Source organism: Kineosporiaceae bacterium (assembly GCA_016713225.1).
Classification (GTDB): domain Bacteria; phylum Actinomycetota; class Actinomycetes; order Actinomycetales; family Kineosporiaceae; genus JADJPO01.
The window spans coordinates 1-25,338 of record JADJPO010000009.1; the positions used below are offsets into that span (position 1 = coordinate 1).

Sequence of the window (25,338 nt, forward strand, 5' to 3'; positions counted from 1 at the left end):
TGGTGTCGCCAGTGGGGGGAGGCGCCTCGTGCCGCCTCGCCGGAAACTGGCCGCAGTCGAAGCGCCAGCCCGCACCATGCCCAACCTCAGGACCGCGGTCGAGGCCACCATCGCTGAGATGTCCTGGCTGGAGCCGAGCGACTACGCCATGTGCGACGTCGCCCGGGCGATCGCTGACCAGATCGAGACCGCGGTCGAGTTGCAGCAGGAGTACGTCGATCTCATTCGGCAGTGCGACGGCGACCCGGGACTGATCAAGCGCATCCAGAAGTTCGAGGCCGCAGCCAACGTTCAGAAGGCAGTCGGCTGGCTCGGCGTGCAACTGCAAGGGGTCCTTCGGGATCTCGGTGGCGCGCCCGCATCGAGGAAGTCAATGCAGGTAACCGCGCCAACCGGCGCGCGCTTGGCCGCCCTGCGGAATGGGCTGTCCAAGCCCACCGATTCACCGAGCACCTGATCCGTGCTCGGGGGCGCATCGCGCCCGCAGCTCGCCCCGCTTCGTGAGCGGCGGGGCGAGCTGCAAGCTCACGGACGCTCACGGGAGAGTCTCGATGTCCAAGTTCCTCGATCTGACCGGGCACACCTTCGGTCGCCTCACCGTCCTGAGCCTGGCTGACCGCAAGAACGGCCGAATCGCATGGACCTGCACATGCACCTGCGGCGCGACGGTCTCCGTCCAGGCCAACAATCTGCGGAGCGGCAACAGCACGTCCTGCGGTTGCGCGAACAGGGAAGTGCACCGCGCGCGGATGGCCGAGCTCGGCAGGATGCCGAACAGGACCAAGCCGGACGACGAGATCGGCTACACCGCCGCTCACGATCGGGTCCGCAAGGTGAACGGCTCGGCGTCGCTCCACTCGTGTGTTGACTGTGGGGTCAAAGCCCAGGACTGGAGTCTGAAGGCCGGCGCAGAGAAGGCCCGCCCCGCAGGTGGGATCGGCACCGGCTCCAGGTGCCTCATCAGCCCCGACCCGACCGACTATGAGCCGCGCTGCAAGAAGTGCCACGCGGCACAGGACGGCCACGGCGGATGGGGCTGGAGACACGGCCGGCGGTCAGCGTGACCCTGCTCGGCAAGGTCACCCCGCGGCTGATGACGCCACCGGCTGTGACCGGCCCGCCAGGTCCGTGCATCTGCGGTGAGTGCGCCCTGACGCCGGCTACGTCGCTCGGCTTCTCGGTCATCGAGTTCGCCGAGATGGTCGGCATGCCGTTGCTCGACTGGCAGAAGCTGCTCGTGGTCCACGGCATGGAACTGCTACCGAACGGCCTCCCCAGATTCCGCACCGTCCTCGCGTGCATCGCGAGACAGTCGGGAAAAACGAGCCTGCTCAAGGTCGTAGCCGCGTGGTGGCTGATGGTTCAGCAGGTGCCGCTGGTGATGGGCCTTTCAACCAAGCTCGAAACGGCCGCCGAAGCATGGCGCGGTTGTCTCGAGCTACTGCGCTCCGATCCTGAACTGGCGCAACTCATTGCCGACGTCCGCAAGACGAACGGCCAGGAGTGCATCACCACGACCGACGGTTCCCGCTACAAGATCGCAGCGGCCAACGATGACGCCGGTCGAGGCCTGACGATCCACCGTCTGATCCTCGACGAGATCAGGCAGCAGAAGACGTGGCATACCTGGTCGGCCGCGGTGAAGGCCATGACCGCCGTCGCCGACGCCCAGGCGTGGTGCATCTCGAACGCCGGGTCGGATGACTCGGTGGTGCTCAACTCTCTTCGCGCGTCGGCGCTCTCACAGGAGCCGGACGCCGAGGATCCAATCGGACTGTTCGAGTGGTCGGCCCCGGACGGCTGTGCGATCGACGACCCAGAGGCGTGGGTCCAGGCGAATCCGAGCCTCGGCCTGATCGTCACCGAGGCTGCGATCCGCTCGGCGCTGGTCACCGACCCGGAGCCGGTATTCAGAGTTGAAGTGCTCTGTCAGCGCGTCCGTTCGATGAGCCCCGTCGTCGCGGCCGAGTCGTGGAACCGGTGCTTCGAGCCGGGCGACCTGGACTCGCTGCGGTCTCGGGTGGCGCTGTGCTTCGACGTCTCGCTCGACGGCCAGCACGCCACCCTCGTTGCGGCGGCAGTGCAGGACGACGGCCGGGTGCGCGTCGAGCCGGTCACCTCCTGGTCCGGGCCGACGTGCGTGACCGACCTCGAGCGGGACCTGCCCAGCGCGGTGGCACGGATCAAGCCGCGGGCGCTGGGCTGGCTGCCGTCGGGTCCGGCCGCTGCGGTTGCCGCGTCGATGGCGAAGCGGTTCGGCTGGCCACCCCGCGGGGTGAAGGTCGAAGAGATCCGCGGCGACCTGCCGGCTGCGTGCATGGGGCTGGCGAAGGAGATCGAGGCGGGGACTCTGGTCCACTCCGCTGACCCGCTGCTCACGGCTCATGTAACGACGTCGGAACGCAAGGCACAGGGCGACCGATGGGTGTTCACCCGCAAGGGCGCAGGCCATTGTGACGCTGCGTATTCGACTGCCGGGGCTGTTCACCTGGCCCGCCATATGCCCGCCAAGCGACGTGCTTCCGGCGTCATCGCCGTCCCCGCCTGACCACCCAACGACCCCGAGAGGCGGTGACGCATGGCCGGTTTCTGGCACCGCACCGCCGTCTACTGGGGTCTGAGCGAGCCGCGCGAGGAGATGTCCGACGCGCCCGCCGAGGAGTTCTCGGCGTCCCCGGTCGATGCGCATATCGCTGCCCAGGTGGCGGCGGTGCAGTCCGGGCCTGCGGCGTACAGCGCGCCGGTGACGCGAGAGTTCGCGCTCAACGTCCCGGCGGTGTTGCGTGGCCGGAACATCATCTGTGCGATCGCGACGCTGCCGCTGCAGCACTACCTGGCGGCCGAGAACAAGGTCGTGCGCTCGCCACTGCTGGAGCAGATCGACCCGGATGTCACGAACCTGGTGACGCTGGCGCAGACGGTCGAAGATCTGATCTTCGACGCGCTGTCGTGGTGGCAGGTGCTGGCGTTCGATGCGCAGGGGTTCCCCGTCTCGGCGCGTCACCTCGAGCCCGGCCGGGTGAGTCTGGACCCACCGCATGCCCGGGCTGCGCAGTCTCTGCCGTCCGGTGTGGACGTCCGCTCGGTGGTGTGGGTGGACGGCAAGGCGGTGCCCAAGTCGTCGATGATCCGGTTCGACTCCCCGAACCCTCCACTTCTGGTGGCCGGCCGTCGGGCGATCCGGCGTGCTGCACTGCTGGACACGACGGCGGCCATGTTCGCGGAGCACCCCCGCCCGCTGGAGTACTACACCCCGCAGGACGACGCTGATCCTGACCTGGACGAGGTCCGTCAGACGCTGCTCGATATCAAGATGGCGCGGCAGACCGGGGCCATCGCCTACATCGGTGCGGGGCTGGAGCGGCACGAGGCCGGTTCTACGTCGCCGGCTGACCTGCAGCTGGTGCAGCTGCAGGCCCGCGCCAGCCTCGACATCGCGAACGCTCTGGGTCTGGACCCCGAGGATCTGGGCGTCAGCACGACGTCGCGCAGCTACGCCAACATCACCGACCGTAGGCGCGACCGGATCAACGACACCTTGGCCCCGTACATGCTGGCCATCACCTCGCGGCTGTCGATGAACGACGTGACGCGCCGTGGGTACGCGGCCCGGTTCGACCTGTCGGACTACCTCAAGGCGGACCCGGCCACCCGCGCTTCGGTGCAGGCGATCTATCTGGACAAGGGCGTGGTCGACCCGGCCGAGGTCCGCGCCGACGAGGGGTTGCCGCCCCGCGAGATCGAGCCGCCGGCCGCCCTCGAGCCCCCGGCTGCGCCAGCCGAACCCCCCGCCGCTGCCGCGGCCAGTCGAAGGGACGTTATCCCGATGCACCGCGACCGCGACCTGCCCATCGCCGCCACGTTCAGCGCGGCCCTCGCGCCCGAGGCCGACCCCACCGCCGCGCCGGGACGGGTGACCTTCAACGTCCCTGCGGCCCGGGCCGGGTTCAAGGTCGACCTGGAGAAGCGGACCATCGTCGGCCTGGCCGTGCCCTACGGCGAGGTGACGAGCGACTGGCGCGCCATCCAGTTCCGGGCGGGGTCGATCGCGCGAATGGGTTCCCCTGAGCCGGTGCTGTTGTCGCACGACGGGATGCCGGTCGGTGTCGTGTCCTCGACGACCGACGCGGATGGCGGCATGTCGGCGTCGCTGCGGATCTCGAAGACATCAACCGGTGACGACGCCCTGGTCCTCGCTGACGACGGCGCGATCACGGGCCTGTCGGTCGGCGTCGACGTGCACAAGTACGAGCTGGACACGGACACCGACGTCATGACCGTGACCGAGGCGACGCTCCGTGAGATCAGCCTCACCCCGTTCCCCGCGTTCGATTCGGCGCGGATCACCAAGGTCCAGATGACCCAGCAGCAGGAAGGAAGTCCCGCGATGAAGTGCACGATCTGCGGCCACGAACACGCGGCGGGCACGCCGTGCACCGTCACGGCCTCTGTCACCACCCCGCAGGCCCCGGCGCCCGCCCCGGCCGAGCCGAGCACCACGCAGGTGTTCACCGCCCCCCCGGTCAACGTCACGGTGCAGATGCCCGAGACCTTCGCCGCCGATGTGGCCACCGCCCTGGGCGAGGCCCGGGCGTTCGTCGACCCCGACCGCCGGCCGACCGGCGCCGCGTTCGTCAGTGAGCCCCTGCCGTACCGGTTCGGTGGCGCCCCCGCCGAGCATGACTTCTCCACCGACGTGTTCGCGGCTGCCCGCAGCCGTGACCCGGAGGCTCAGACCCGCCTCAACAAGTTCATGGAGGCATGGTCCAGCCAGGCGTTCGCGGTGGCGACCACCGACGTGGACGAGCTGAACCCGACCCGGCAGCGCCCGGATCTGTGGGTGGATCAGAAGGACTACGTGACCCCGATCTGGGACAGCGTCGTCAAGGGCACCATCCCCGACGCAACTCCGTTCGCGCTGCCGAAGTTCAACAGCGCCTCGGGCCTGGTCGCCGACCACACGCAGGGCAGCGAGCCCACCTACGGGTCGTACACCACGACCGGGCAGACCATCACCCCGGCGCCGATCTCGGGCGGCGTGGAGATCAACCGCGAGGTCATGGATCAGGGCGGCAACCCGCAGATCAGCGTGATCCTGTGGAATCAGATCCAGCGGAACTACCGTGAGGCGCTGGAGTCGAAGATCGCTGCGACCCTGAACGGGTTGTCGGCGGGCCTGACCACCATCACCATCACGACCGCGGCGGCTGACTCGGCCCTGGTGTCGGCGGTGCGTTCGGCGTTCGGCGCCCTGCAGTTCGTCCGGGGCGGGTTCCGCTTCCGCGACCTCAAGGTGCAGGTGGACCTGTACACCGCGCTGCTCAACGCGAAGGACACCCAGAACCGGCCGTTCTTCGCTGCCCGCGGGCAGATGAACACGGACGGCTCGGCTGACTCGCTGTGGGCCGCCCTGGACGTCAACGGGCTCATGGCCGTCCCGGCGTGGGCGCTCGGCGCGACCAGCGCGAACAGCTCGAAGAGCTGGCTGTACGACCGCAACGACGTGCACGGCTGGGCCACCCGCCGCAGCGCCTGGACTTCGAGTACCAGGTCAAGAGCGTCGTGATGGGCGTCTGGGGCTACCAGGCGACCGCAGTCACCGACATCACCGGGGTTCGGGCCGTCGCGTACGACCCGGCCTGACCCTCGCCCCCTGACCTGATCCGGGTGGCCCGGGCTCATCCCCTGGGCCACCCGGATCGGGCGCCGCCTTCTCTCGTCTCGCCCCGGAGGTTCCCGTCATGGCCCGCAGCAACACCGTCGCCCAGCCCGTCGAGGAGTCCCCGGCCGGCATCTCGTCCGCCCCGGAGGTTCCCGCCGAGGCGCCCGCCCCGATCGACCTGTCGGGGTTCGATCCCGAGGCCCACGCGGCGAAGATCAGCGGCGGCTACACCGTCACCACCGCGCCCGTCGAGTCCTGATCCACCCCTGACGTCGAGGAGTCCCCGTGGCCTACCCTCCGAGCACCCTGCCGACGAATGCTGTCGACGGCGCATCGCCCACGGACACCACGCCGACCGCGGTGCTGACTGCGGACGAAGTGAACGCCACGAACAGCGCGATCAACGACGTGGTGTCCGAGCTGGGCGCGAACCCGTCGGGGACCGCGGTGACGGTCGGTGCTCGCCTGGACGACATCGAGGCCGATGTCACGGCGCTCGGCGCAGGGTCGATCCCGGACGGCAGCGTGTCGACGGCCAAGCTTGCCAACGGCGCCGTGACGGCCGCGAAGGTCGCCGCCGACGTGGCAACTCAGGCCGAGCTTGACGCCTTGGCGTCGGCGACAACGGCCGCTCTGGCGGGCAAGGCGAGTACCTCTCACGGTCATGTCGTCGCCGACACCACGGGCCTACAGGCCGCACTGGACGGCAAGGCTGCGACAGCCCATGCGCACTCGGCTGCCGACGTCACCACGGGCACCCTGCCCTTGGCGCGAGGCGGCACGGGCGGTACGGATGCCGCTACCGCGCGCACTGCGCTGGGGCTCGGGTCGGCGGCTGTCGTCAACGCCGGCACGGCCTCGGTGAGGTCCCGGTGTTGGGCGCGGGCGGGGTGCTGCCGATGGCTCGACTGGCCACGGGTACCCCGGATGGCAGCAAGTTCGTTCGGGATGATGGCGCGCTGGCCGTGCCCGCCGGTGGGTCGGTCGCTACCGGTCGCGGCAAGTACGGCGGCACGACCCTGCTGTCGAACATTGGGGGCCGCGCTACCGCGTACCGAATCGACGGGGTCGCCAACAACCGGGCACAATACGTCCCGTTCGTGGTTCCCTCGACGATCGTTATTGATCAGATGGTGATCGAGGTCACGACCGCTGTGGCGTCCGGCCTCGGGCGCCTGGCGATCTACCAGGCCGACAATAACTGGCAGCCTGGAACGCGGCTGGTCGACTCGGGCGACATCGACTGCAGTACGACCGGCGTCAAGGCCGTCACCATCTCAGACCTCACCCTCACCCCCGGCGTGTACCTCTGGTGGCACAACGCTTCCGTGGGGGGCATGAACTGGCGTTCATGCGCCCTGCCCGCCATCGACGGGTCTCGCCTGGGACACCATTGCGTCCAGCAGTTCGCCGCCGATCTCCTGGGGGTTCGTGAGGGTGAAGACAGCATGATTCGCAGGGTCGAGAACTACGCGAACGGTGGCCTCGAGTCGGTTGAGGAGTGGAATCCCGTAGCGGGCACGTACGTCCGGCGGAACGGCGAGGGTGTGCAGGTCGAGACGCGCGCCCTTGCTCCCGCGGAGGTGGCCGCGCTTGCGGCGCAGGACACTGCGGAGCAGGCCGAGACCAACGGTCGCACCCTGGGGCAGCGCCTACGGACCCTGCTCGCCAGGAACGCCGAGTTCCTGGCGCTCGCATCACCGACGGTGGCCGAGCGGAACGCGCAGACGGCGCGCCTCACTCGAGAGTGCTCGGCGCTGATCCGGTACGTGCTGCGTGACCTGGACGACATCAGCGGGACCGAGTAACCCCCAGCGTCCGCACCGACCCCACCTGACCATCTCACCCTCCCGAGGAGGCCACCGTGGGCGTGCTCGGTCATGCCAGGCTGGGGATTACCGTGCTCGGCCAGCCGGAGGCCACCGGCGGCGGCACCGGCGGGTCGGCGGTGGCCGACAGCCTCGGCAATGGTCTCGACGTGCGGAGGTTCTACCTCGGCGACGTCGTACACCTGTTGTTCACGGTCACCGACGACGTGGGTACCGCAGTCGCGACGGGGGGCTACGCCCTGGTCGTGCGGCACGAGGCCGGAACGCTGGACGACATTACGGCGGGGGTCACCTCCGAGACCGTCGGGTCGTTCGTCGCCGGGTATGCGCCTGCGGCGCTGGGCCGGCACGTGGCGACGTTCGCCGCGACGGGTGACTATGCGGGCGTCGCCTCGGTCATCTTCGACGTCGACGCGCTCGACCTGGCATTCATCACCCTCGACGAGCTGCGCGACTACCTCGGTGCCACCTCCGCGACGGACGACGACCTCACCACGGCCCTGCGCGCCGAGCGTGCCGCGCAGGCACAGCGGTGCCGGATCGACCCCTACACCTACGAGCTGCGTGAGGCGCTGATGCGCAGGGTGGCCCGCAACCTCGCGGCCCGGTCCGTGCCCGTCGCCACTTACACGTCGTTCGAGGGTGGCGCCACGTCCACCCGGGTGCCATCCGTCGACGCCGAGTTGCGCCGCCTCGAAGGCGCCTACAGGAAGCTGGTGTGCGGGTGAGCATCGCCGACACCAAGACCGAGCTGGCCGACCTGCTCGCAGCCATCCCCGGCGCGGGCCTGCGCATCCGCACCCGCCCCATCACCGGGGCACTGAAGACCGGTGACGGCTGGATCGTGACCCGCCGCGTCGAGCCCGGGCCGCGCTTCGGTGACGCGACCCTGGTCACCTGCGAGGTCCTGATCGTGGCCGGTGTCGACGAGGCTGCCGCCGAGGCCTACTCCGATGCGCACTCGGCCGTCATCCTGCGGACCGTCCTGCACTCCGATCTGCCGACCTCGCAGCAGTCGATCACGCAGCAGTCGATGGTCGCGGGGCAGGCCGCGACCCCGGTCTACGTCCTCGTTCTCACCGCGGCCATCGAGGTCGAGTGAGCGGCAGGGAAACCCCCTCTGCCGCCTGAGTAATCCGCCCCGCCCATCCCCTCACAGGAGGTCGATCCGCCGTGCCCGCTCTCGGAACCAGGAAGCTTCGTCTGTATGTCGACGGCACCGAGTACACCGCCGACGCCAGCAACGTCCGCATCACCACCGAGGAGTCCGACACCGACTTCGTGTCGTTCGCCGCGGCCGCGGCTGGTGGCGCCCGCGACTACAAGCTGGCGCTGACCATCGCGCAGGACACCTCCACCACCAGCCTCTGGCACAAGCTGTGGACCGAGGCCGGCGACGATGTCACCTACGAGGTGTGGCCCAACGGCCAGGCCACCGTCGCGCCGACCACGCCGACCACCACTTACCCGAAGTTCTCGGGCACCCTCACCCTGATCGAGCCCGACGGGGATTTCCTGGGCGGCGAGGCCAACGCGTCCAACACTGCGCGCTTCACCACCGAGGTCGAGCTGCCCCTCACCGGCAAGCCCACGATGGCCACCGCCTGACCGATGGCCATCTCCGGCGGTGTCCGCGTCGAGGGACTCAACCAGCTCACCAGGAACCTGCTGACGCTGGGCCTCGAGATCGACGACCTCAAGGAGGCATTCGGGGGGATCGCCGCCGAGGCCGCCCAGGTCGCCGCGGGGTTCGCGCCGAAACGCACCGGGCGCCTCGCGGCATCGGTGCGCGGGAACAGGGCGAAGAATAAAGCCGTGGTGATGGCCGGGCGGGCCAGCGTGGTCTACGCCGGCCCGATCAATTACGGCTGGCCGGCCCGGAAGATCGCGACGTCCGGGTTCATGCAGAAGGCCGACGAGGTCATGGCACCGAAGGCGCTGCAGGCGCTGGAGGACGCAATCGATAACAAGATCAAGTCGAAGGGGTTGGGATGACCACCAAGACCGAGACGACGCCGGCCGACGAGCCGTCCGCGCTGCCGAGCTTCGAGGATGCAGTCGGGTCGCTGAGCGGGTTCGAAGAGCTGGCCATCGCCAAGGCTTTCAAGGCTGAGCTGTCGGACCTGTCGGCGACCATGACGATGCGCGCCCTCGTGTTCGTCCAGGCCCGCCGCGAGCAGATGAACGATCAAGAGGCCTACCGGACGGCGATGCAACTAACGCTCGCCGGGACGAAGGCGCGGTTCGCCGCGCTCGACGACGACGCCGAGGACGACTCGGGAAAAGGCTGACCGCGAGCCTTGACCGGGCGTGGGCCAACGCCGTCGTGGGCACCGGCCTGGCTTACACCCCCACCGAGTACCTGGCGATGACCCGGTCCCAGCGTGCGGCCCTGGTCGCCGAGGCCAACAAGAGCAACAAGAGGAGGTGACCCCCGGTGGGTGTCGGTTCGACCATCAAGATCGCCATCCTGGCCGAGGCCGCGAAGGCCAAGGCCGAGATGGCATCCGTGACCAAGTCAGCCGAGGGGATGGCCTCCAAGCTCAAGGGTGGGGTGGCGCTCGCCGCTGGCGCGGCGGGGGTCGCGCTCGGGGCGATGGCGGTCAGTGCTGTCGCCGGGGCGCGGGAGTCTGCGGAGATCCACCGGGTGCTCGAGTCGCAGATCAAGGGGATGGGCGCCGCCGCGGCGACTGCGTTCGGTGGCGCCACCAAGTTCGCGGAGGACTACGGCAAGGCTATCGGTAAGGACGACGACGACATCCTCAAGGTCGTCAACAAGCTGTCGACGTTCCCGGCCGCGTTCGGCAAGGGAACCCTTGGCGCAGAGGGGATGCGGCGCGCCACGCAGGCCGCGTTCGACCTCGAGGCCGCAGGCGTGGGAAGCGCCGAGTCGAACATCATCGGCCTGGGCAAGGCTATGGACAACCCGATCAAGGGCCTGACCGCGCTGTCCAAGTCCGGGGTGAGCTTCACCGATGAGCAGAAGAAGCAGATCACCCAGTACACCAAGCAAGGTGACCTGGCGAAGGCGCAAGCCGTTCTGCTGCAGGGCATCGAGTCGAACGCCAAGGGCGCGGCGAATGCTCAGGCCGACGGCTTGACCCGGGCCAAGGTCGCCCTGGACGGGTTCGCCGAGGGCCTGGCATCGAAGCTGCTGCCCTACCTCGACCGGTTCGGGGCGTGGTTCACCGACGTTGGCATACCCACCATCGAGCGATTCGGGGCATGGTTCGGGACCAACGTTGCCCCGGTCATCGGGCAGGCATTCGAGGCCGCCAAGTCCGCGGGCTCTGCGTTCATCGACGTCCTGTCGAACCCCGCAGTGCAGGCCTTCGCGGCGTCCATCGGGACGATCGTCGCGGGCCTGAAGATCTACCAAGGCACCATGGCCCTGATCCGGGCCGCGACCGTCGCGTGGACCGCCGTCCAGACCGCGCTCAACGTCGTCATGACGGCCAACCCGATCGGCTTGATCGTGCTCGCGATCGCGGCCCTGATCGCTGGGTTCGTGGTGGCATACAAGCGCTCGGAGACGTTCCGCGACATCGTCAATGGGGTCTGGTCGTCGATCAAGAATGCGATCAACGCGGTGATCGAGTGGTTCACCACGACCATTCCGCGGATCTGGGAGTCCGCCACCGCGATGTGGGACGGCGTGGTGGCCGGTGCGCAGGCGACCTGGGAGGCCATCAAGGCTGCCGCCGCCGCCACGCTGGCCGCGATCACCGCGACCTGGGAGGCCATCAAGGCTGCCGCCGCCGCGGTCTGGACTGCGATCACGTCGGCGGCTCAGGCCACATGGACCGCGATCACCACCGCAGTGCAACTGTTCGTGGCCGTGATCATCGCCCGCTTCAACGCCTTCAAGGCCGCCATGCTGGCGATCTGGGAGGCGGTCAAGGTGGCGGCCGTCCTCGTGTGGGACGGGATCAAGGCTGCCATCCAGGCCGTCGTCACTGCCCTGACATTCCTGTTCGATGGCTGGAAGAAGGTCATCCTCGCTCTCTGGACCGGCATTCGGGTCGCCGCTGAGGCGGCGTGGGCTGGGATCAAGACGGCGATCAGTACCGCGATCACCGCCGCCAAGACCGTGGTCACGAGCACGATCGAGGGGATCAAGAAACTCTTCTCGCCGAGCACCCTGCTGAATGCCGGGCGCCAGCTCATCCAGGGACTCATCGACGGGATCGGCGACCGGATCGAGGCCGCCGTGCAGAAGGTCCGCGACGGTGTTGCCCGGATCAAGGGGCTACTGCCTGGGTCGCCGATCAAGTGGGGTCCGCTGACCAGCTGGAACAACGGCGGCGCCGGCAAGCGGCTGATGGACATGCTCGCCACCGGCATCAGGTCCGGCGCCCCTGGCGTCTCGGCCGCCCTGAGCGACGGGATCTCGGCGTCCGCGACGGTCGGGATCGGCGCTGTCGACCAGGCCGCGGGGACCGGCACGGCGCGCACCGTGACGATCGAGAACCTCAACGTGCAGATCCCGGGCAGCTTCGATCTGGCGTCACCGGCAGAGCGAAAGGCTGTCGCCGAGGCGCTGGTCCGCGAGATCCAGGAATCGCTTGTGGCCTACGAGGGCGGGCGTCGATGACCCGGGGCGGCTTCTCACTCACCTCGAAATCACTTCACCCCCAGGGAGATCCCGCATGACCGCCGACAAGCACCCGAACCTGGCGCGGTCGAGGGTCCTGACCGCTCCGTCGCCAGCGACATCCGGTGTCATGCTCGGGGTCGAGTCCGGCGACGGCGCTGCGTTCACGCCACCGTGCCGGGTGACGGCATGGCCCAACGGCACCAGTCCGACGCGTGCCAATGCCGAGATTCTGCGGGTGACGGCGCAGTCCGGGGATACCCTCACGGTGACGCGGCATGCCGAGACGTGGCCCGGGTCGGCCGCGCGGGAGATCGGCCCCGGGTGGAATCTCTCGGCCACCGTCACCGCCGGGTCGCTGGCGGGTGCGTACCTCTCGATCGACGAGCACCCGCCGACCCCGCAGCAGTACCGCCAGGCAGGTGACCCCGACTGGACGTTGGGTCTGCAGCGGATGCTCGACGCCGGGAAGACCGCAGCCTACATCCCGCCGAGCAGCACGCCCTACGACATCAGCGCCACCCTCACCCAGCCGCTCGGGGTGGACGACCTGACGCTGGCCCCAGGCGCCACGATTCGGGCCGTAGCGGCCATCAGTGGCCCGATGCTCAGCATCTACAACAGCACCACTCAGCGCCAGTTCGGCTCGCTCTCCGGGGGCGCCTGGGACTGCAACGACCTCGCGCAGGACGGGGTAGCACTCAACTGGCACTGGGGTCACACAATCGACGGCGTGGTGGTCAGGGATCACCTGCGCGATGGCGTGATCGTCGGGTCACCGACCAGCGCATGGGGATCGGCACAGCACAAGCTGCGCAACGTCGAACTGGTCCGCACGACAGGAACGGCACTGCCCGCCGGCTCGCAAGGCGTCGTGATCGCCAACTCCACCGATGGGACGTGCATCGCCACCACCGTGCAGTCAGCCGAGACCAGCTTCCGCAACAAGTCCGGCGGCAACCAGTTCTACTCCTGCCACGGGTGGAGTTCGGCGACCAACGTCAATAAGACCACGTTTCGCGATGACGGCGGCAACAGCGACTACATCGGGTGCTGCGCCGACTCGCCGAACCTCTACGGCTGGCACATCACGCAGTGGAACACCCGCATCTTCGGCGGATTCTCGCTACAGCCGGTCGCGGCGTCCGACAACCTTGCCACCGCCATCCACGTCGACTGCGGCGGACCGGATTTCGCGGGGGTCATCGCCAATCACTTCGTCCAGGGTGGCGCCAGCTCGCGGTGGATGAAGGACTACGACGGCACGGTCCCGTTCCCTGGCCTGAGTGTCTACGGATGCACCTCCGAGCATGTGGCCACCCCGGTCATCGGCGGCCTCCAGTCACTCGGCACCCGCATGCGTATCGACGCCACCGGGAACCCCACCGCGGTGCCGCTCACGGTCAACGCCGACGGGTCGGGGACTGCCGACCTGCTCCGGGTCCTCAAGGGTGGCACCCAATGGTTCTCGATCGACTCCTATGGCATCGCCTACGGCGTCGGCGCGTTCTACTCCGACAAGGTGCGGATGGGCAACGGGGCCACCATCGGTGGCGGCGTCATGAGCGGGACGGGAAGCCCGAACGGTGTCATCACCGGCGCCGCTGGAGATGCCTGGATTCGGACCGACGGCACCACCGGATCGTGGCTCTACCGGTGCACCGGCGGCACCGCCTGGACTGCGGCGCTCTGACCGATGACCGTCACCCCGATCACCGGTAGCACCCCGGGCGCGGCCGTCCCCGGCGCGTCGTTCGTCGGGTACGCCGAGGCGCTCCCGGGCGTGCTGGGAACGATGACCACCGCTGACCTGACCGTGGGCCGCGTCGTCCTGATGGAGCGACCGGCGGCCGTCGAGCAGGCCAACGACTCAGGCGTGCGCTCGGTGGCGATGATGGGCCGCGAGTGGGGCACCCGGCTCGGGCATGCCGTACCCAGGACCCGCGGCGACGGGCTGCTCGGCTACGCCGGGCAAGTCGTCCCCGTGTCGTGGGGCCGCCAGTCCTGGCGCAACGGGTGGTACCGGGTCGGCGGCGTGCAGGCTACCGAGGTCACGCAGGGCGGCGGGTGGTCGGCGGTCGAGTGGTCGGCGTCGCTGGATCTGGTCGGCCTGGACTCCGAGGTTGAGGTCGAGTCCCGGCTGTCCGGCGGCAACCGGGTCCACGCCTCGGCGGCGACGGCCGAGCTGTGGCATGCCCCGGCGATCGGTCACAGCGACTACCTGGTGGGGACGTCGACCCCGGGCTACGTCGATCGGGTGGCCGCTGACGGCACGGTCCGCGTGTACCGGTCGATCCCGGCCGGCACGCACCCGCGCTGGTCGGTCCCTGCTGTCGGGGCGATGGCCGGGGCCGTGACGGTGACGGTGTCCGGGGTGGTCCGCACGGCCACCGCATGCCCGGACGCCCCGGCGTCGTGGGTGCTGTCCAATGGCCTGCTGAAGGTGGAGCCGCGCACCAGCGCGGGCACCCTGCGCCTCACGCCCTACCTGACATCCGGGTGGGGCACGCCGAAGGTCGTCGACATCAAGCGCGGCACGACCAGCCTCGGCGCAGCGCAGCACGTCACGATCCTGCGCAACGACGCGTGTGAGTGCGTGATCCGGCTGACCTGGGACCACGCCCCGGGTCGGACCGTCGCCGATCTCACCCTCGCTCGCGGCGCTCGGCACGTCGGCCTCTTCATCCAGCAGTACGCGGCGCCGTCCGCGCTGCGCATCGACGACGACGGGGCCGGGGGGACGGTGTCCAACCAGCTCACTGCGGCCGGGTACATCGAGCGGACCGACGCCGACGCCGACGGCAACCGGTGGGTGATCGGGTCGTCCGTCGCAACCACCGCGGCCGGGACCTTCGGCCTGTCCGCGAACGTGGCCGCGCTCGGCTTGCCCGCCTTCATTGGGTGCGTCCGGGCCGGTGCGTCCGCCGTGGCCGGCGACACTGCTGCACAGGTCAACGCTCAGTGGCTCGGTCAGCCCACGCAGGCCGAGCGGGTGATCAAGCGGTGACCATCAAGGTCGTGCACCGCAAGCTCGGCCAGTGGTCGCTGAGCTTGCGCGCCGACGCCCCGCCCGGTGTCGCCTCCACCCTGGACCTGCTCGGCCACATCGCGGTCATCCCGGGCCACGTCAACGTCGTCGAGCGGGGCGACGAGTGCTTGTCGCTGGCGAGGTACGTCGGGGTCCTGCGCCAGGTCGACGCCGATGCCAAGCTCGCGCTGTCCGGCAGTGGCCTGGCCTACTGGCTGGGCGACGAGGACGGCGGCGGCGCGGTCATCGAGGCGCCCGGCGTGGCCCTGACGGGTGCCACGTTCGCGGCCGCCGTGGCCGCGGTCCTGCCGGCGTCCGGTCGCACCGGCGCAGCGGGGACCATCTACACGGGCGTCGCGGGGACCATCACCACGACCCGCGTGTGGGAGACCCGCCGGACGGCGCTGGACTGGCTGTGCGACACCATGGGCGGCGAGTGGCGGATCAGGACCACGGGCCTGGTCGACGCCGGCCCCGCGGCCGCGCTGTTCCGGACGACACCCGAATGCATCGTCGCGCGCCGTGACCTGGCCGGCGTCGATATGGGCCGCCGCGCCCTGGCCGGCGACGTGTCGTCCAGCCTGGACGCTCGGGCCTACACGAGCCGTGTCGTCGTCGTCGCCGAGGGCATGGCCACCGGCAGCGCCGACGCCCCGAGCGTGCCGTTCCGGGACTTGCACGGCCAGGACGTCGCCCTCACCCGGCTCATCGACGAGCGGGACGGCACCGAGGGCGGCAACGCCGCGGCCCGGGCCAGCGCTGCGCTGCAGCTGTACTCGGCGACCCGCCGCAGCATGCGCCTGTCGGTCAGCGACTTCGACGTCGCCGGTGACATCACCCCAGGTGACGTGATCTGGTGCTACGACCCCCAGGCTGGGATCCTCGACCCCGCCAACGAGCTGGCCTTCCGGGGCCGCCTGATCCACCCGGCCGCCGTCCGGGCGCTCGCGCTGACGTGGCCGGTGACCCGCGACTACACGGTCGGATTCCGGCGGGCTGACGGGTCGTGGGTGGACCTGTCGCCATGGGTGGAGTGGGAAGCCGAGGGCAGCGGTGAGGTTGAGGTCGCCGACTCGCTGTCGACTCCCCTGACGTCGGGCATCGGCTCGATCGGGACCACGGTCCCGGGTGGCGGCGGCGGCGCAGGGGATGCCGCGATCCCCGGGGTGCCGGTGTTCGGGGCCTTCAGTACGACCGCCTACCAGCCCGGCGACGGCCTGGCCCGGGCTGCGGTCAAGGTCACCTGGACCGAGCCCCTCAACACTGACTCTTCCACGATCGTGGACGGCGACCGATACGAGGTCCGTCTCCGCCCGACCGGGACCCTCGACTGGCAGATTGTCGCCACCTCATGGGATCAGACGTCGCTGACCGTGACCGGGCTGCCGCCCTCAACCGGGCACGACTGGCAGATCCGGGCCATCGACTACGCCTCGCCGACCAACTACGGCGCCTGGTCAGCGACCACCACCTACACCACCGCGCAGGACACCACCGCGCCCGCGACGCCGGCCCCGCCGTCGGTGGCCGCGTCGCTGATCGCGGTGCAGGTCACGCACACCCTCGGCGTCGCAGCCGGCGGCACGTTCAACCTGCCGCTGGACCTGGATCACCTCGAGGTGCACCTAGGCGCCTCGGGCGGGTTCACTCCGGACGCCTCGACGCTGGCGGGCAAGCTGCAGGCGACCGGCGCCATGGTCACCGGCGGAATCGCCGCTGTCGGCACCTTCCCGACGGCGAGCACCAGTGCGGTGCACGTCAAGGTGGTCGCGGTCGACAAGACCGGCAATCGTTCCCCGGCCAGCTCGGCAGCGTCGGCGACCGCGCTGCTCGTCGATACGGCACACATCTCGGACCTGACCGCCAGTAAGATCACGTCGGGCACGATCAGCTCGACCCTGCTGCTCGCAGGCACGATCCAGACGGCGACCGGGCTGACCGGCGGCAAGCTCGACTCGGCAGGCATGAGGGCGTACTCCCCGGCCGGGGTGCTGACCACCGAAATCGACTTCGCGACCGGCGCGGCCACCCTTACCGGCAAGGTCCAGACCGGCACCAGCGGATCTCGCGTGGTGATCGACCCGGCGTCGACCGACATCAAGCTGTACCCGACCAGCGGGTCGAGTGTCGCCAAGATCACCGGCGTGGGCGTGGATCAGTCCGGCGCCGGCCCGGCGTCCACCCTGGCATGGATGGATGCCCGCTCGGCCCCTGGCGCAAGCGGGTCATACTCCAACCTGCTGCTGGCCTCCTACCCGTCGGGCACCTTCCGCTCGCAGGTGCTGGTGGCGGCCCGCCAGTCCGACGACCAGACCTCGGCGTGGCTGAACCTGCAGGACGGCGCGTCCGACGCCAGTAAGGGCGCCGTGCTCGGCATGGCCAACGAGGCCGGCGTCACTCAGTCGCTCGTCTCGGCGTTCGCCGCCGGCATCACCCTCAACCACCTGGCATCAGGGTCCTACGTCCGAGCCCAGACGGCCGACGCCACCCTGGCCTGCGGCGGGTCGTCCGTGGTGGCATCGGCCACCGCCGCCTACGCCTACGCCACCGGAAGCGGCAACGCCAGCGTCCAGAACGGGGACGGGTCCTACTGGTCGGCCAACGCCGACGGCGCCTACGGGCACGCCGACGGTCAGGTACTGCTGAGCACGGGCTCGGCACTGCTGTGGCTTCAGCCCACCGGTGAATGCCGTTTCGCCTCGACCGACCAGCTGAGCCTCTACGGTCCCGACATTCGCATCGGCCAGCCCAGCGGTGAGCTGGTGCGCTCCGATGCGATCTACAACAACACGGCCACCTTCACCGCCAACGTCGGCATCGCCACGGCGCCGATCGGCCGGCTCTACCGGCTCACATCGTCGGCCCGGTACAAGGTCGACATCACTGCCGCCGACCTGCCGCTCGCCGCGCTCGCCGAGCTCGCCCCGGTCACCTACTTCGACCGCGGCCAGGCCGAGGCGCAGGACGGCAGCACCGAGGGCCTGAGCCAGCAGCTCGGCCTGATCGCCGAGCAGGTCCACGCCATCCCCGGGCTCGGACACCTGCTCGTCGAGCTCGACCAGGACGGCCGCCCGGAATCCGTGAACTACGAGCGGGTCGGCGTCGCGCTCATCCCCTGGCTGCACGACCTGACCGCGCGGATCGTCGCGCTCGAATCGGAGGACACATGACCCCGTCCCAGGTACCCGCCGAGGCCGTGATCGCCAAGCTGCGCCAGCGCGTCGCGGACGACGCACTCACCATCGCCGTCCAGGCCGTGCAGATCGACGAGCTGGCCGCCCGGCTCGCGGCCCTCGAGGCCGACGCGAGCGCGTGATGCGGATCTCCGACAGCGACCTGCTCACCCAGTACCGCCGCGCCGTGGCCGAGTGGCCATGGGTCGCGGCCGTCGAGCGGCCGGTCGGCCTGCCGCCAATGCTGCTGTGGGCGGTCGCCAGCCGCGAGACCAACATGCACAACATCGTCGGCGATGGTGGCCGTGGGGTCGGGATTTGGCAGCGCGACCGGGTGAGCAACGTCCTGCCCGGCAGCGTCGAGTGGTACCTACAGCACCCTCGCCGCCAAGCCGAGGACGCCGCCGCAATGCTGCTCGGCGCGCACAGCACCTTCGGCACCTGGCATGCCGCGATCGCGGCCTACAACGCCGGGGCCGGCGCCGTGCGCAAGGCCCTCGCTGCCGGCGTCGACCCGGATTCCCGGACGACGCAGGGTGACTACGCGGCCGACGTCGAGTCCCGCCGCGTCCGCCTGCTCGCCATGACCGGCCACCCGGCCGCGCCCACCGCCACGACCACGAGGAGCGCCATGCCTGCCGCCATGCTGTCTGCCCACTTCGCCCGCGCCGAGTTCGCGTGCCGCCACTGCGGCGCCCTGCCCCGAGGCGGGGTGAGCCTGGCCCTGCTGCGCGCCCTCGAGCTGGCGCGAACCCGGCACTTCCCGGACGGGCTCGTGATCGCATCTGGCTACCGGTGCCCCGCGCATCGCCTCTCGCAGGCCACGCCGAGCTCACGGCACACCAAGGGCGACGCCGCCGACATCCCGCCCGTGATGACCGTCCAGCAGGCCAAGGCCTGCGGCTTCAAGGGCATCGGCTTCAACCGGGCCGGCCTCGTCGTCCACGTCGACATGCGGCCGACGCTGCTCGGCCGAGTCGTCACGTTCCCCGACGCCGGGACGGCGTGAGCACTGCAGTGGCGGGGGCCACGATCCACCACCTGGCCGGGACGCGGCCGGGTACCCACCCCCACGCAGGAGTGACCACCTTGGCCGAGTCCGCCGACCACAAGCTCGACCGAGCCCTCGAGATGCTCACTGATGTCCGCGTGGACATCGGGCGCATCGCCGAGCGACAGACCGCCCTGGCGGATCAGACCGCGAGCCACGCCAAGTATCTCGGCGACCTGGCCACCAAGCACCGCGAGGACGTCCGCGCGCTGTGGAAGGCGGTCGACGAGCTGCGCGCCCGGCCCCCGGGCCTGACGGGTAAGGCGCTGCTGGCCGGCGCCGGCACTCTCGTCGCCCTGGCCGTCGGGCTCGTCCAGCTGCTCACCCACGTCCACATCGGCTGATGACTAGCCTCACCCTCACCGACCAGGTCTGGTCGTTCGGACTTCAGCTGGTCATGTGGGTGAGTGCCTGGCATCTCGGCGTCGTGGTCCTGCACGTCGCCGCCAATCGTCCCCCGCGTCCCCTGAGAGGCCGTCATGTCCGATGCCCAGCGCCGAACCGCGCGCACCGTCCTGCAGGTCATCTTGGCCGTCCTGGTGACGTTGCCGGTACTGGTCGCCGCGCTGCCGATCGAGTGGCAGCAGACGCCCTGGCTCGTCTCCGTCGTCGCAGCAGCCGGGGTCATCGCCCGAGTCATGCAGTCTGACCAGGTCGACCGGTTCCTCGAGCAGCTCGGCATCGGGCGCGGCGACGCTGACGGCCGCCACGAAGCCTGACCCTGAACCCCGGCCCGGCGCCGTCGGGTCCGGTCCGCACGAGAAGAGAAGCGAGCCCATGACCAAGAAGTTGAGCCTGTCCCTGGCCGCCCTGGTGGCTGCCATCGTCGGCATCGGGGCACTCCTGGTGCCCGCCCAGGCCGCCGAGAAGCTGGGCACCGCGCGGGGCTGGTGCGTGAAGTCGTCCACTGGCGAGCTGCGCACCCTGCGCCTGACCACCGCCGGCAAGTGCCAGCCCGGCTACTGGGGTCCGATCTCGTTGGCGTCCGGCGTGAAGGGTCCCCAGGGTCCCGCCGGTCCGAAGGGCGACAAGGGCGACCCGGGCGAGGGCGGCACCGTGGTGCTGTGCACCGCGGGCTACACCTCGCGCGACATCGTGGTCGCCAACGCCGCCAAGACCAACGCCGACGCCGCGAAGTTGAAGGCCGCTCAGACCGCCCTAGCCTCGGCGAAGAACGCCCTCGTCGACCGGGAGGCGGATGCCCTGATCGCCGCCAACAACGTCGTCACGGCTCAGTCCGCCGTGGATGCGGCGGACAGCGTCGCCGCGAGGCTGGTCGCGCTGAAGGCACTGGCCGACAAGGTCCTGGCCAAGAAGTCCGCCGACAACTCGGTGGTCCTCGCGGGCAAGGCCGTGGTCACCGCTCAGGCTGAGCTGGACCGGATCATCGCCGCGATCAGCGCGCCGGAGACCTTCACGGTCAAGGCCTGCGTCAAGGGCTGACCCGACCGCACGACTCATCGCTGGGGCTGGTCACCACGGCGATGCCACCGAGGCCCCCGCATCGGCACCCCCTCACCGGGTGCTCGATGCGGGGGCCTCTTCGGCGTGCTCAGGTGCGCCAATCGGCCATACGGATGACACGCGGTCAGGCAGCTTGACGGACGAGTCTGTTCAATGACAGATTGTTTGATGTGAGACAGACACCCCTATCCCAGCTCATCGAGCTGAAGCTCGGCGTGGACCTCCGCCGACACCTGCTCGACGCTCGCGCGGAGGGCAAGGACTGGCGCAGCATCGCCGCCGACCTGACCACCACGACCGGCGTCTCTGTGTCCTACGAGGCCGTGCGCAACTGGCTCGCCGACGAGCTCGACCAGCCGATCGAGGCGACGGCATGATGACTAACGACGACCACACCCCGGCCCCGAGTGACATCCCCGTGAAAGAGAATCCGGCCGATGTCAGCACCCTGATCGACCTGGCCCGCCGTCGCCGCACCCAGGCCCGCGCCCTGGGGGACGACTACCGGGAGGCCGCATGGTTCGCGACCCGCGTCGCAGCCGAGGACATCGACGGCACCGGCCGCACGCCGACCGACGCCGAGCTGGGCGCCGTCGTCCGTGCCCTCGCCCAGGACGAGGCCGACGCTGACGCCAAGGTGCAGGAGCAGATCACGCGCCTCCTCGAGGAGCGCGGCCGATGAGGCTCGTCGCCGCACTGGCCTTCCTGGCCATGGCCTACGGCGCCGCCATCGCTGGCGTCCTCGCCACATACACCGCATCACCGGCCGTCACGGTGCTCACCGGCAGCAGCATCGCTGCCCCCTGATCGCCTGCTCGCGTCGTCCCGGGGACCCCGACCCCCGAGCGGCCCGTCGCCCATTCCCCCGGTGGGCATGGCCCGGACGGCGCGAGCAGGCCCCCCCACCCCAGTCCCGCCTGGTCGACGTGAGGTCCCGGGCGGGACTGGACCCAAGACCTCACGAGACCTCACGACAGGAGACCTGAGATGGCCCACCACGGCCGAACCCCACAGAGCGTCCTCGACGCACCCCAGCTCACCCCAGTGCTCGGCGAGCTGGCCGAGTACATCGCCACCCGCACCGACGCCAAGGGCGGCGTGGTGGCCATCGGCCGGCGTGCCGTCCGCGCCTACGACCGCACTGCCCGACTGTCCCAGCCCAAGGCCGAGCAGGCACCCCGCATCCGTCCCGAGCGGATCACCACCTTCGGCGCGCACCTGGCCCGCGCGGCCCGCCGTGAGCTGGCCGTCTACCGCCGCCAGGAGCAGAAGGCCTTCAACGACCGCATGAAGGCCAACCGCACCGCTCTGGCTATGGCTGGTGCGCGATGAACCTCACCACCACGCGGCGCATCCCACGCCCCCGCCCCGCCGTCCAGCCCGAGCGGCACCTGCACACCCCACTGGGCGACCAGCGCGAGCGGGCCGCCATCTGCTACTGCGGCGGCCAGACGTTCAACGTCTGCGCCCGCTGCGACCGGCACTGTGCGTGCGAGGTGGCCCGATGAGCGACGTCCGGATGATCTTCGAGACGGACGACACCGACGGCGACTCGGTGATCATCGAGACCCGGAGCGGGAAGCCGGACGAGCTGATCGTGCGGGGCGATGCCACCTACCTCACCCGCCAGCAGGTCACCGAGATGCGCACCGCCCTCGGCGAGTGGCTGGCCAGCACCGCACCCGAGCCCTGAGGCGGCACCGGAACCCGTTGCGCCCGAGCTGATCGCGGGGCGCAGGTACCGGTTGGGCCGAACCCGACCTTCCTGTTCGACGGCGGGCGGAGGTGAACCGGTACCTCTCGGAGGGTGCCGTGGTTGAGCTCGTCGGCGACGTGAATGCCGATGGTAATCGCCGTCTCCACGTCCGGCGTAACCACCTTCGCGATCGACCCCCGCCACCTCACCCTGCTCCCCGAGGACGAGCCCACCGACCGCGACGTCGAGCGTGACGCCCAGGTGGCTGAGCTGGCCCGCGTGGTGGCCAGCCTTACGGCCAAGGTCGACGTCCTGGCCGAGCAGCGCGATCACCTCAACCGGCACATCGACCGTCTCGCCGCCCGGCTCAACCAGTTGGAGTCGGACGCCGCCAGGCCGTCGCCCCTGCACCAGGCCATCGCCGACGAGATCCGCCGCGCGGCAGGTGCGCGATGATCGCGATCGTCTACGAGACCGACTGCCACTGCGGCGGGACCGCGGCGTCCACCACCCTGGCGATGGACCAGCCTGACGTGCACGGCCAGGTCCACATCGACGTCGACATGTCCATCGGCCAGACCTACCTCACCTGCAATGACTGTGGCTGCTCCTACGGCACCGGCGACATCGAGTTCTTCAGTGATGACGAGGACTCCTGCCCCGGCTCGGACCCCGACGACGAGGACGACGAGGACGACCCATCCGCCCCGGCAGGTTCCCAATGAGGTCCCGCCGCTACTACGCCATCCGCACCGCCGTCCGCTGGGCCATCTGGGGACCGGTCGGACTCGGCGTCTACCTCTTGCTCTGCATCGACAGCCCACTCACCCACTGACCACGGGAGACCCCATGCCTCGCAACCAGTCCGACCCGCCCGACCCGTTCGCCGCTCGGCCTCGCAGCCCTGCTGCTGGCCGCCCTGCTGGCACCCACCCTGGAGCGCACGCTGTGAGCCGTCGAGCCGCCCTCGCCGTCGCTGCGTTCGCTGCCTGCGCCGCCACCGCCAACTACCTCACCGCCCGCTATGGGCTCGTGCCTGTCGGCTTCGGCCTGATGGCCACCGCCGGAACCTACGCCGCCGGGCTCGCTCTGCTCGCTCGTGACGCCGTGCACGAAGTGGCCGGCTGGCGCTGGGTGTTCGTCGCCGTAGCGTTCGGCGCGGCGCTGTCCTGGGCGACATCTAGCCCCCGGCTCGCCATCGCCTCTACGGTCGCCTTCGCGCTTGCCGAGCTGGCAGACCTGGCGGTGTATGCGCCGCTGCGCCGCCATGGCTGGGCGCGCGCCGCCGTGGCCTCCGGCTTCGTCGGGTCGCTGATCGATACCCTCGTGTTCCTGACCATCGCCGGGTTCCCTATCACGACCCCGGTGATCGGCGGCCAGATGGTCGGCAAGGCCCTATGGGCCACCCTCCTGCCGGTGCTCGCCGTCGCCGCCTGGCGGGAGGTGCGCCGCCGTGCTCTACCTGGCCACCCCCTCCACGCCGAAGGTGCGTGAGGCGATGAGCGCAGGCCTGATCGGGTGCATGACGACCCCCAAGCAGGGCAACGTCGTTCCGCCGCGCGCCTGGTACGCAGCCGACAACGGCCGATTCGGGAAGGGCTGGCCTGGCGCTGACGCCTGGTGGGCGTGGCTCCAGGCCAAGATCACACGCCACGGAGCCGACCGCTGCCTATGGGCGCTCGCCCCCGATGAGCCGGGCAACGCGGCGGCGACGCTCACCGAGTCGCTGCCGTGGCTCGGGCGAATCCGCGGGCTCGGCGTGCCGGCAGCCTTCGCCGCGCAGGACGGGTGCGAGGCGCCCGGCATGGTGCCGTGGGACTCCCTCGACGTGCTGTTCCTAGCTGGGTCAACGGACTGGAAACTCTCTGCCGCCGCGAGTGACCTGGCCTTGACGGCGCAGGCGCTGGGCAAGCGGGTGCACATGGGCCGGGTGAACTCGCTTAGACGCCTACGCCACGCCAGCGCCTTGCGGTGCGCGACATCGGATGGGACCTATATCGCCTTCGGCCCCAACGTCAACCTGCCCCGCCTGCTTGGCTGGATGGAACAGATCACCGCCCTGGAGGCAACCGCCTGGGCTTCGAGTGCGACAGCACCGCCGGTCCGGTGATCATGTACGCCAATGAGCCCGCGGTGGTGTCGGAGGCCATCGCCGACGAGATCCGCCGCGGCAGGCATCTGATGAGAACCCGCCGCTACTACGCCGTCCGCACCGCCGTCCGCTGGGCCATCTGGGGTCCGGTCGGGATCGGCGTCTACCTCTTGATCTGCATCGACAGCCCACTCACCCACTGACCACGGGAGACCCCATGCCTCGCAACGTTTTCGACCCGCTCACCGGGCGGCTCGCCTACATCCGACCCCTCGACGAACAGCCCGTGCTGTACCACCAGCTCGTCGCTGAGCGGGGACGCCCCGGACTCGATGGGGCGCTCGTGCACGTGGCCGGTGCCCGCTGATGCCCCGCTACTTCAAGGCGGTCCGGCCCAACGGCACGGACTTCTGGTCCGGCACGATCGACTACGCCGCCGCTCTCGCCACGGGCGAGCCCATCCATCACCCCGACCCGCGCCCGGGCTCTCGTGACGCCACTCACTACCTATCGGTGGCGACCAAGGTCACCGAGTGCACGGGGATGCGCTGGCCCTGCCGCGTCTTCGTCGTCGAACCCGACGGTGAGACCTGGGCGCCGAGCTCCGGCCTGCCCCACAAGGTGGCGTGCACCTCGGTGCGCGTCGTCGAGGAGGTCGCGGCCACCCTGGCGCTCGGCCCGCAGGCCGGCGAGATCACGGCTCTGATCGAGCGGTGCACGCGGATCACCGTGACCGACATGGAGAAGCT

At 70.1% G+C, this 25,338-nt stretch carries 33 protein-coding genes; all 33 read left to right on the forward strand.

The window, feature by feature from the left end; all coding sequences use genetic code 11:
- Nucleotides 1-118: 118 nt before the first annotated feature.
- Nucleotides 119-457 (forward strand): hypothetical protein, encoded by a 339-nt coding sequence (locus IPK24_22425; protein MBK8078220.1) that lies wholly within the window; start codon nt 119-121, stop codon nt 455-457.
- A gap of 94 nt (nt 458-551) precedes the next feature.
- The gene (locus IPK24_22430) at nt 552-1,064 is read left to right on the forward strand and encodes a hypothetical protein (protein ID MBK8078221.1); all 513 of its coding nucleotides are present in this window, start codon (nt 552-554) and stop codon (nt 1,062-1,064) included.
- Nucleotides 1,061-2,548, forward strand: a complete 1,488-nt coding sequence (locus tag IPK24_22435) for a terminase (GenBank protein MBK8078222.1) — start codon at nt 1,061-1,063, stop codon at nt 2,546-2,548. The genes IPK24_22430 and IPK24_22435 overlap by 4 nt, the downstream gene beginning before the upstream one ends.
- 30 nt (nt 2,549-2,578) lie before the next feature.
- Entirely contained in the window at nt 2,579-5,566 is a 2,988-nt protein-coding gene (locus tag IPK24_22440; GenBank protein ID MBK8078223.1) for a phage portal protein, read from the forward strand.
- 175 nt (nt 5,567-5,741) lie between these two features.
- Nucleotides 5,742-5,921 (forward strand): hypothetical protein, encoded by a 180-nt coding sequence (locus tag IPK24_22445; protein ID MBK8078224.1) that lies wholly within the window; start codon nt 5,742-5,744, stop codon nt 5,919-5,921.
- A 101-nt stretch (nt 5,922-6,022) separates the two neighbouring features.
- On the forward strand, nt 6,023-6,799 hold the full coding sequence (locus IPK24_22450; GenBank protein MBK8078225.1) for a hypothetical protein: 777 nt from the start codon (nt 6,023-6,025) through the stop codon (nt 6,797-6,799).
- Complete coding sequence (locus IPK24_22455) at nt 6,793-7,470, forward strand: hypothetical protein (protein MBK8078226.1); 678 nt, start codon at nt 6,793-6,795, stop codon at nt 7,468-7,470. The genes IPK24_22450 and IPK24_22455 overlap by 7 nt, the downstream gene beginning before the upstream one ends.
- Nucleotides 7,471-7,526: 56 nt before the next feature.
- Entirely contained in the window at nt 7,527-8,219 is a 693-nt protein-coding gene (locus IPK24_22460; protein ID MBK8078227.1) for a hypothetical protein, read from the forward strand.
- A complete protein-coding gene (locus IPK24_22465) occupies nt 8,216-8,593 on the forward strand; it encodes a hypothetical protein (GenBank protein ID MBK8078228.1) in 378 nt (125 codons plus the stop codon). The genes IPK24_22460 and IPK24_22465 overlap by 4 nt, the downstream gene beginning before the upstream one ends.
- Nucleotides 8,594-8,664: 71 nt before the next feature.
- Nucleotides 8,665-9,099 (forward strand): hypothetical protein, encoded by a 435-nt coding sequence (locus tag IPK24_22470; protein ID MBK8078229.1) that lies wholly within the window; start codon nt 8,665-8,667, stop codon nt 9,097-9,099.
- Between the two features lie 3 nt (nt 9,100-9,102).
- A complete protein-coding gene (locus IPK24_22475) occupies nt 9,103-9,486 on the forward strand; it encodes an HK97 gp10 family phage protein (GenBank protein MBK8078230.1) in 384 nt (127 codons plus the stop codon).
- Nucleotides 9,483-9,782, forward strand: coding sequence for a hypothetical protein (locus tag IPK24_22480; GenBank protein MBK8078231.1), 300 nt, complete (start codon nt 9,483-9,485; stop codon nt 9,780-9,782). Before IPK24_22475 ends, IPK24_22480 begins: the two co-directional genes overlap by 4 nt.
- A gap of 146 nt (nt 9,783-9,928) precedes the next feature.
- On the forward strand, nt 9,929-12,085 hold the full coding sequence (locus IPK24_22485; protein MBK8078232.1) for a hypothetical protein: 2,157 nt from the start codon (nt 9,929-9,931) through the stop codon (nt 12,083-12,085).
- 55 nt (nt 12,086-12,140) lie between these two features.
- A complete protein-coding gene (locus tag IPK24_22490) occupies nt 12,141-13,778 on the forward strand; it encodes a hypothetical protein (GenBank protein MBK8078233.1) in 1,638 nt (545 codons plus the stop codon).
- A 3-nt stretch (nt 13,779-13,781) separates the two neighbouring features.
- On the forward strand, nt 13,782-15,092 hold the full coding sequence (locus IPK24_22495; protein ID MBK8078234.1) for a hypothetical protein: 1,311 nt from the start codon (nt 13,782-13,784) through the stop codon (nt 15,090-15,092).
- A complete protein-coding gene (locus IPK24_22500; GenBank protein MBK8078235.1) occupies nt 15,089-18,283 on the forward strand; it encodes a fibronectin type III domain-containing protein in 3,195 nt (1,064 codons plus the stop codon). The genes IPK24_22495 and IPK24_22500 overlap by 4 nt, the downstream gene beginning before the upstream one ends.
- Nucleotides 18,280-18,429: a hypothetical protein gene (locus IPK24_22505; GenBank protein ID MBK8078236.1), complete on the forward strand. Its 150-nt coding sequence runs from the start codon at nt 18,280-18,282 to the stop codon at nt 18,427-18,429. Before IPK24_22500 ends, IPK24_22505 begins: the two co-directional genes overlap by 4 nt.
- Complete coding sequence (locus tag IPK24_22510) at nt 18,429-19,295, forward strand: transglycosylase SLT domain-containing protein (protein MBK8078237.1); 867 nt, start codon at nt 18,429-18,431, stop codon at nt 19,293-19,295. Before IPK24_22505 ends, IPK24_22510 begins: the two co-directional genes overlap by 1 nt.
- Nucleotides 19,292-19,681 carry a hypothetical protein gene (locus IPK24_22515; GenBank protein MBK8078238.1) on the forward strand — a complete coding sequence of 130 codons (390 nt, stop codon included), beginning with the start codon at nt 19,292-19,294 and terminating at the stop codon, nt 19,679-19,681. The genes IPK24_22510 and IPK24_22515 overlap by 4 nt, the downstream gene beginning before the upstream one ends.
- 135 nt (nt 19,682-19,816) lie before the next feature.
- Nucleotides 19,817-20,056, forward strand: a complete 240-nt coding sequence (locus IPK24_22520) for a hypothetical protein (protein MBK8078239.1) — start codon at nt 19,817-19,819, stop codon at nt 20,054-20,056.
- A gap of 58 nt (nt 20,057-20,114) precedes the next feature.
- Nucleotides 20,115-20,780, forward strand: coding sequence for a collagen-like protein (locus IPK24_22525; protein MBK8078240.1), 666 nt, complete (start codon nt 20,115-20,117; stop codon nt 20,778-20,780).
- Nucleotides 20,781-20,971: 191 nt separating this feature from the next.
- Nucleotides 20,972-21,178 carry a hypothetical protein gene (locus IPK24_22530; protein MBK8078241.1) on the forward strand — a complete coding sequence of 69 codons (207 nt, stop codon included), beginning with the start codon at nt 20,972-20,974 and terminating at the stop codon, nt 21,176-21,178.
- On the forward strand, nt 21,175-21,483 hold the full coding sequence (locus tag IPK24_22535) for a hypothetical protein (protein MBK8078242.1): 309 nt from the start codon (nt 21,175-21,177) through the stop codon (nt 21,481-21,483). The genes IPK24_22530 and IPK24_22535 overlap by 4 nt, the downstream gene beginning before the upstream one ends.
- Before the next feature lie 305 nt (nt 21,484-21,788).
- Nucleotides 21,789-22,133, forward strand: coding sequence for a hypothetical protein (locus IPK24_22540; protein ID MBK8078243.1), 345 nt, complete (start codon nt 21,789-21,791; stop codon nt 22,131-22,133).
- Entirely contained in the window at nt 22,130-22,309 is a 180-nt protein-coding gene (locus tag IPK24_22545) for a hypothetical protein (GenBank protein ID MBK8078244.1), read from the forward strand. The genes IPK24_22540 and IPK24_22545 overlap by 4 nt, the downstream gene beginning before the upstream one ends.
- Nucleotides 22,306-22,494 (forward strand): hypothetical protein, encoded by a 189-nt coding sequence (locus IPK24_22550; GenBank protein ID MBK8078245.1) that lies wholly within the window; start codon nt 22,306-22,308, stop codon nt 22,492-22,494. Before IPK24_22545 ends, IPK24_22550 begins: the two co-directional genes overlap by 4 nt.
- A gap of 150 nt (nt 22,495-22,644) precedes the next feature.
- Nucleotides 22,645-22,953 (forward strand): hypothetical protein, encoded by a 309-nt coding sequence (locus IPK24_22555; GenBank protein MBK8078246.1) that lies wholly within the window; start codon nt 22,645-22,647, stop codon nt 22,951-22,953.
- Nucleotides 22,950-23,222, forward strand: a complete 273-nt coding sequence (locus IPK24_22560; protein MBK8078247.1) for a hypothetical protein — start codon at nt 22,950-22,952, stop codon at nt 23,220-23,222. The genes IPK24_22555 and IPK24_22560 overlap by 4 nt, the downstream gene beginning before the upstream one ends.
- A 124-nt stretch (nt 23,223-23,346) precedes the next feature.
- Nucleotides 23,347-23,991: a VUT family protein gene (locus IPK24_22565; protein MBK8078248.1), complete on the forward strand. Its 645-nt coding sequence runs from the start codon at nt 23,347-23,349 to the stop codon at nt 23,989-23,991.
- Entirely contained in the window at nt 23,951-24,607 is a 657-nt protein-coding gene (locus IPK24_22570; GenBank protein ID MBK8078249.1) for a hypothetical protein, read from the forward strand. The genes IPK24_22565 and IPK24_22570 overlap by 41 nt, the downstream gene beginning before the upstream one ends.
- Nucleotides 24,608-24,609: 2 nt before the next feature.
- Entirely contained in the window at nt 24,610-24,792 is a 183-nt protein-coding gene (locus tag IPK24_22575; protein ID MBK8078250.1) for a hypothetical protein, read from the forward strand.
- Between the two features lie 14 nt (nt 24,793-24,806).
- Nucleotides 24,807-24,956, forward strand: a complete 150-nt coding sequence (locus IPK24_22580) for a hypothetical protein (protein ID MBK8078251.1) — start codon at nt 24,807-24,809, stop codon at nt 24,954-24,956.
- The coding region (locus IPK24_22585) for a hypothetical protein (GenBank protein MBK8078252.1) at nt 24,956-25,338 on the forward strand (383 nt) is incomplete at its 3' end. The genes IPK24_22580 and IPK24_22585, both read left to right, overlap by 1 nt.

Excerpts from the sequence above, each read along its gene's own strand:
- IPK24_22490 (MBK8078233.1), top strand. The coding sequence starts at position 12,141 with ATGACCGCCGACAAGCACCCGAACCTGGCGCGGTCGAGGGTCCTGACC.
- IPK24_22525 (MBK8078240.1), top strand. The coding sequence starts at position 20,115 with ATGACCAAGAAGTTGAGCCTGTCCCTGGCCGCCCTGGTGGCTGCCATC.
- IPK24_22440 (MBK8078223.1), top strand. The coding sequence starts at position 2,579 with ATGGCCGGTTTCTGGCACCGCACCGCCGTCTACTGGGGTCTGAGCGAG.
- IPK24_22560 (MBK8078247.1), top strand. The coding sequence starts at position 22,950 with ATGATCGCGATCGTCTACGAGACCGACTGCCACTGCGGCGGGACCGCG.
- IPK24_22580 (MBK8078251.1), top strand. The coding sequence starts at position 24,807 with ATGCCTCGCAACGTTTTCGACCCGCTCACCGGGCGGCTCGCCTACATC.
- IPK24_22540 (MBK8078243.1), top strand. The coding sequence starts at position 21,789 with ATGGCCCACCACGGCCGAACCCCACAGAGCGTCCTCGACGCACCCCAG.
- IPK24_22510 (MBK8078237.1), top strand. The coding sequence starts at position 18,429 with ATGCGGATCTCCGACAGCGACCTGCTCACCCAGTACCGCCGCGCCGTG.
- IPK24_22495 (MBK8078234.1), top strand. The coding sequence starts at position 13,782 with ATGACCGTCACCCCGATCACCGGTAGCACCCCGGGCGCGGCCGTCCCC.
- IPK24_22430 (MBK8078221.1), top strand. The coding sequence starts at position 552 with ATGTCCAAGTTCCTCGATCTGACCGGGCACACCTTCGGTCGCCTCACC.
- IPK24_22480 (MBK8078231.1), top strand. The coding sequence starts at position 9,483 with ATGACCACCAAGACCGAGACGACGCCGGCCGACGAGCCGTCCGCGCTG.
- IPK24_22505 (MBK8078236.1), top strand. The coding sequence starts at position 18,280 with ATGACCCCGTCCCAGGTACCCGCCGAGGCCGTGATCGCCAAGCTGCGC.
- IPK24_22545 (MBK8078244.1), top strand. The coding sequence starts at position 22,130 with ATGAACCTCACCACCACGCGGCGCATCCCACGCCCCCGCCCCGCCGTC.
- IPK24_22565 (MBK8078248.1), top strand. The coding sequence starts at position 23,347 with ATGCCTCGCAACCAGTCCGACCCGCCCGACCCGTTCGCCGCTCGGCCT.
- IPK24_22475 (MBK8078230.1), top strand. The coding sequence starts at position 9,103 with ATGGCCATCTCCGGCGGTGTCCGCGTCGAGGGACTCAACCAGCTCACC.
- IPK24_22425 (MBK8078220.1), top strand. The coding sequence starts at position 119 with ATGTCCTGGCTGGAGCCGAGCGACTACGCCATGTGCGACGTCGCCCGG.
- IPK24_22535 (MBK8078242.1), top strand. The coding sequence starts at position 21,175 with ATGATGACTAACGACGACCACACCCCGGCCCCGAGTGACATCCCCGTG.
- IPK24_22520 (MBK8078239.1), top strand. The coding sequence starts at position 19,817 with ATGTCCGATGCCCAGCGCCGAACCGCGCGCACCGTCCTGCAGGTCATC.
- IPK24_22455 (MBK8078226.1), top strand. The coding sequence starts at position 6,793 with ATGGTGATCGAGGTCACGACCGCTGTGGCGTCCGGCCTCGGGCGCCTG.
- IPK24_22575 (MBK8078250.1), top strand. The coding sequence starts at position 24,610 with ATGTACGCCAATGAGCCCGCGGTGGTGTCGGAGGCCATCGCCGACGAG.
- IPK24_22550 (MBK8078245.1), top strand. The coding sequence starts at position 22,306 with ATGAGCGACGTCCGGATGATCTTCGAGACGGACGACACCGACGGCGAC.
- IPK24_22445 (MBK8078224.1), top strand. The coding sequence starts at position 5,742 with ATGGCCCGCAGCAACACCGTCGCCCAGCCCGTCGAGGAGTCCCCGGCC.
- IPK24_22555 (MBK8078246.1), top strand. The coding sequence starts at position 22,645 with ATGGTAATCGCCGTCTCCACGTCCGGCGTAACCACCTTCGCGATCGAC.